This is a genomic window from Blautia sp. ZXY-1-C6 (assembly GCF_056339875.1).
Genome location: NZ_JBWJVQ010000079.1, coordinates 1 through 4,709, shown reverse-complemented (window position 1 = coordinate 4,709; position 4,709 = coordinate 1). Strand labels below are relative to the sequence as shown.

At 42.3% G+C, this 4,709-nt stretch carries 6 protein-coding genes and 1 pseudogene; all 7 read left to right on the top strand.

Annotated elements, in window-relative coordinates; genetic code table 11:
- Window positions 1–168: 168 nt before the first annotated feature.
- The 7 genes and pseudogenes from AC075J_RS03135 (at window position 169) to AC075J_RS03105 (ending at window position 4,553) form a co-directional block, all read left to right on the top strand.
- Complete coding sequence (locus AC075J_RS03135; protein ID WP_020993926.1) at window positions 169–453, top strand: YabP/YqfC family sporulation protein; 285 nt, start codon at window positions 169–171, stop codon at window positions 451–453.
- A complete protein-coding gene (locus AC075J_RS03130) occupies window positions 447–1,148 on the top strand; it encodes a sporulation protein YqfD (RefSeq protein ID WP_476389975.1) in 702 nt (233 codons plus the stop codon). Before AC075J_RS03135 ends, AC075J_RS03130 begins: the two co-directional genes overlap by 7 nt.
- Window positions 1,141–1,632 carry a sporulation protein YqfD gene (locus AC075J_RS03125; RefSeq protein ID WP_476389974.1) on the top strand — a complete coding sequence of 164 codons (492 nt, stop codon included), beginning with the start codon at window positions 1,141–1,143 and terminating at the stop codon, window positions 1,630–1,632. Before AC075J_RS03130 ends, AC075J_RS03125 begins: the two co-directional genes overlap by 8 nt.
- Before the next feature lie 140 nt (window positions 1,633–1,772).
- Complete coding sequence (locus AC075J_RS03120) at window positions 1,773–2,783, top strand: PhoH family protein (protein WP_008703224.1); 1,011 nt, start codon at window positions 1,773–1,775, stop codon at window positions 2,781–2,783.
- The gene (gene ybeY / locus AC075J_RS03115) at window positions 2,780–3,274 is read left to right on the top strand and encodes an rRNA maturation RNase YbeY (RefSeq protein ID WP_055052765.1); all 495 of its coding nucleotides are present in this window, start codon (window positions 2,780–2,782) and stop codon (window positions 3,272–3,274) included. The genes AC075J_RS03120 and ybeY overlap by 4 nt, the downstream gene beginning before the upstream one ends.
- Before the next feature lie 103 nt (window positions 3,275–3,377).
- Window positions 3,378–4,227, top strand: a pseudogene (proB, locus tag AC075J_RS03110) (glutamate 5-kinase); the annotation flags it as partial.
- Between the two features lie 104 nt (window positions 4,228–4,331).
- Window positions 4,332–4,553 carry a DUF896 domain-containing protein gene (locus tag AC075J_RS03105; protein ID WP_008703220.1) on the top strand — a complete coding sequence of 74 codons (222 nt, stop codon included), beginning with the start codon at window positions 4,332–4,334 and terminating at the stop codon, window positions 4,551–4,553.
- Window positions 4,554–4,709: the final 156 nt, after the last annotated feature.

Here is a 4,709-nt window from a genome sequence, read left to right as displayed (position 1 = left end):
TGTAGATGATGAATGGAGTTTGTAGAGCGTGAATCTATGGAATATAATCTGGGTGGAAATACAATTCTGTGGTTTTCTATGGTTTTGTTTCGATGATTGTTGCTGAAACGTGTTTTAAAGAAAGTTCTTCCGGCATAGACTGATAGTAAAAGCCGGGGGAGCTTTTTTATGAAAAAAGCAGGACAATGGAAAAACCGAATGGTGCTGGCATTAGAACTTCCGCCTGATCTGGCATATAATGAAACGATCGTCACACTGACCGGTCAGACGGAAGCTGTTATCGAAAATTATAAATCTGTTTTTAAATATACACCTTCTGAAATTGTGATACAGTCTTTTTGCGGAAAAGTGACCATATCCGGGAAAAATCTTGAAATCCGCTGGTACAATTCCAGTGCAATGAAAGTGACGGGAAGTATTTATGATATAAAAGCGGGTGACAGCGAATGTTGAAATTTTTGAAATTAATATATGGTTATGTGATCATCCTTGTAAGAGGAGAAAATCTGGAACGCTTTCTGAATCTCTGCAAAAGCAGAAAAGTTTATATGGAAAAGATCCGGTACAGAGAGGACGGCCAGCTTATGGCACAAATGCAGGCCGCTGATTTCTTTCGCCTGAGACCTCTCCGGAATAAAACAGGTGTACATATTCAGATCATACAGAAACGGGGAATGCCCTTCTTTTTTTTAAGGAATAAAAAAAGAAAGGCTTTTTTTACAGGCATGATTCTGGGAGGCATCCTGATATTTTTTTTGACAGGGAGAATCTGGAATATCCATATTGAAGGAAATGTCAGAAACAGTACCGGAGAAATCCTCGATTTTCTGGATACGCAGGATATAAACCATGGAATGTCCAAAAAAAAGATCAACTGTTCAGAAGTTGCAGCAGCTGTGCGGAAAAATTTTCCGGAGATTACCTGGGTATCTGCCAGAATAGAAGGAACCCGTCTGATTCTTAATATCCAGGAAGGAATTATCCCCCAAAAAACCAACAGTAACACCTCACCCTGTAATCTGCTCGCAGACAAGGACGGAGTGATCACAGATATGATCGTCCGAAGGGGCATACCGGTAAAAAAGCCCGGGGGATTCCTGCAAAAAAGGGGAACTTCTGGTATCCGGGGAACTTCATATCATGAATGACAGTCAGGAAGTCCTGCGAAAGGAATACGTTCATGCAGATGCGGATATTTTTATTTCCAGACAAATTTCCTATTATCAGGAATTTCCATTAAAATACCGTACAGAAATCCCTGCCGGCAAAAAGAAAAAAGAAATGTATTTCCGGTTTGGGCACTGGTATCTGGGATTGCATCCGGCATTACATACAGGTCAGAAACGTATCACAGAGGAAATTCCTCTGCGTATCACAGAAAATTTTATACTTCCTGTATGGATCGGATGGACCGAAACTACTGATTATACAGTAAAAGAAGAAACCTATACCAGGAAAGAAGCCGAGAAGGAAGCTGTGCGAAGATTTCATCAATATGAAAAGAAGCTGCTTCAAAATGGCATTAAGATCAGTGAAAATCATATTACTACCAGGCTGACAGAATCTCTGTGCATTACCGGAGGAACTCTGCTTATCATCGAACAGACAGGCGAAAAAAGCCGGATAACATAAAATTCCATAAAAATTTGTATTTAAAAAGTTGCAGGGAGGTGTTACAATGGATGCATCTGGTTTTAACCGGACTTTGATTATCGTCCATAAACGAGGCAATAATCCATTATTAACTTATCAACAGGAAAGGACATCACAGGATGGCTGGCAATATTATTGAATTACACACAGAAGTCCCCGCAGAACTGGAAGCAAATGTATTTGGCCAGTTTGATGAGCATCTTAAGCTGATTGAGAGAACACTGAATGTGACAGTGATCTCCAGAGACGGAATCCTTAAGATACTTGGCAATGAACAGAATGCGGCTTCTGCGAAGAAACTGATAGAAGAACTGACAGTACTTGCAAAAAGAGGCAACACGATCACGAAACAGAATGTCAATTATGCTCTTTCTCTGGCAATGGAGCAGAGAAACGAAGTTCTCACAGAAATAGACAAAGATTTTATCTGTAACACCATACAGGGCAGACCTATCAAGCCCAAAACACTGGGGCAGAAAGATTATGTAGAACAGATACGCAAAAAAATGATCGTGTTCGGTGTAGGTCCTGCCGGTACCGGCAAAACCTATCTGGCGATGGCAATGGCTGTCACAGCCTTCCGAAATGAGGAGGTCAGCAGGATCATCCTGACACGTCCTGCTATTGAGGCCGGTGAGAAGCTGGGATTTCTTCCGGGAGATCTGCAGAGCAAGGTAGATCCTTATCTGAGACCACTCTATGATGCACTGTACCAGATCATGGGAGCGGACAGCTTTGCGAAAAATATGGAGCGCGGCCTGATCGAGGTTGCACCGCTTGCATATATGCGCGGACGTACACTGGATAATGCATTTATCATTCTCGATGAAGCACAGAATACTACTCCGGCACAGATGAAGATGTTCCTGACACGTATCGGATTTGGTTCCAAGGTTATCATCACCGGAGATGCCTCACAGAAAGATCTTCCAAGAGATACCACATCCGGACTTGACGTGGCAATGAAAGTACTGAAAAAAATAGATGACATTGGCTTCTGCCAGCTTACCAGCAAGGATGTTGTCCGTCATCCTCTGGTACAGCAGATCGTACAGGCTTATGATGCCTATGAGAAGAAACAAAAACCTGAAAGACCGGCAAGACGCAGAAACGGGGTAAATGAACGATGAACATGCAGATTGATTATGAGACAGAGCGTGAACTGGGGATCGACTATGAGACACTGGCAGTAAAGGTAGCTGACAAGGTTCTTGAAATGGAAAAATGTCCCTATGATGCACAGGTGAATCTTGTACTTACAGATAACGAAGAGATTGAGAGAGTTAATACTGAGTTTCGCGATATCGCAAGACCTACGGATGTTTTATCCTTCCCTATGATTCCTTTTGAGACACCGGCAGGATATGATATTGTGGAGGAAGATGAATCTTACTTTGATCTGGATACAGACGAACTTCTTCTTGGAGATATCATGATCTCAGTTGACAAGGTATTTGCGCAGGCAGAGGAATACGGACACAGTGTGACAAGAGAATTCTGTTTTCTGGTTGCACACAGTATGCTGCATCTGCTGGGATATGACCATATGACTCCCGGGGAAGCGGCAGTCATGGAGACAAAACAGGCAAAAGCCCTGGAGGAGCTTGGGATTACACGCTGATCTTCAAATTCTGTTATTGCAGGCAATTTCTGATGGATTTTGTTCGTAACTGTAAAGACACTGAACAGTTACTAAAAATATATTTATATGGAGTAACAAAAAGATGAATTACCGGGAACGACTTAAAGATAAAAAACGTATTGTAATTAAGATCGGTTCTTCTTCCCTGACTCCATTCGGAGACAGGAAGACTGAACCTTCGCAAACTGGAAGTGCTGGCAAGAGAGCTCAGTGACCTTCGCAATCAGGGAAAAGATGTCATACTGGTTTCTTCAGGAGCTATAGCAACAGGTGTGGCAGCTCTTGGAATGCATGAGAAACCCACAGAACTGAAAGGAAAACAGGCATGTGCAGCAGTAGGACAGGCCAGACTGATGATGATTTATCAGAAACTTTTTTCTGAATATAATCAGCTTTCCGCTCAGATCCTTATGACCAAAAATACTATGGTTAATAATGTTAACCGAAAGAATGCTCAGAATACTTTCGATGAACTGCTCAGTCTGGGAGTGATTCCCATTGTAAACGAGAATGACTCCATTTCCACCTATGAGCTTCAGAATCTGGAGAAATTCGGAGATAATGATACATTGTCTGCAATGGTTGCCGCACTTGTACGGGCAGATCTGCTGATCCTGTTATCAGATATTGATGGTCTTTTTACAGATGATCCCAATACTAATCCTGATGCAAAATTCATCGATGTGGTAGAAAATCTGGATGATAATCTGCTTAACATGGGAAAAGGTACTTCTGGAAGTAAGGTAGGAACCGGCGGAATGGCTACTAAGCTGACAGCAGCACAGATCGCTTCTGCAGCAGGCGTAGATATGGTGATCGCAAACGCAGCCGATTTCCATATTATCCATAAGATCACAGAGGGACGCAGGTACGGTACGCTGTTTGTAAGCCAGTCCAAAGAAGAAGTTTATCTGATCGATATTATTGACAGACTCGTTATAATACCGGAAATTTACCGGTGCCAAATGAGCATTCACAGAGTAAATGGCTGTGTTTACAGACAGACTGCCGTAGACAAAAAACAGGAGGAAGAACTATGGAAGTTGAGAAAATCGACCGCATTAATGCACTTGCACATAAAGCCAAAAGTGTGGGGCTTACTGAAGAAGAGAAAAAAGAAAGAGAACTGCTGCGCAAGGAATATATTGCATCTGTCCGCATGAACCTTCGCGCTCAGCTGGACAATGTGGATGTTCAGCAGGAAGACGGAACAATCATTAATCTGGGTGAAAAATATGGAATCAAAAAAAGACATTAAAAAGAAGATTTTCGCAGAAAGAAAGCTGCACACAGATGAACAGATAGAGGCAATGAGCCGCACGATCACTGACAAAGTGACCGCACTTCCTGCATTTAAGAATGCGGACCGGCATTTCTGGTATATGCAGATTACAACCATGAAGTTGTCACAGAG

Coding starts and splice junctions, on each gene's coding strand:
- AC075J_RS03135 (WP_020993926.1), top strand. CDS start 169: ATGAAAAAAGCAGGACAATGGAAAAACCGAATGGTGCTGGCATTAGAA.
- AC075J_RS03130 (WP_476389975.1), top strand. CDS start 447: ATGTTGAAATTTTTGAAATTAATATATGGTTATGTGATCATCCTTGTA.
- AC075J_RS03125 (WP_476389974.1), top strand. CDS start 1,141: ATGAATGACAGTCAGGAAGTCCTGCGAAAGGAATACGTTCATGCAGAT.
- AC075J_RS03120 (WP_008703224.1), top strand. CDS start 1,773: ATGGCTGGCAATATTATTGAATTACACACAGAAGTCCCCGCAGAACTG.
- ybeY (WP_055052765.1), top strand. CDS start 2,780: ATGAACATGCAGATTGATTATGAGACAGAGCGTGAACTGGGGATCGAC.
- AC075J_RS03105 (WP_008703220.1), top strand. CDS start 4,332: ATGGAAGTTGAGAAAATCGACCGCATTAATGCACTTGCACATAAAGCC.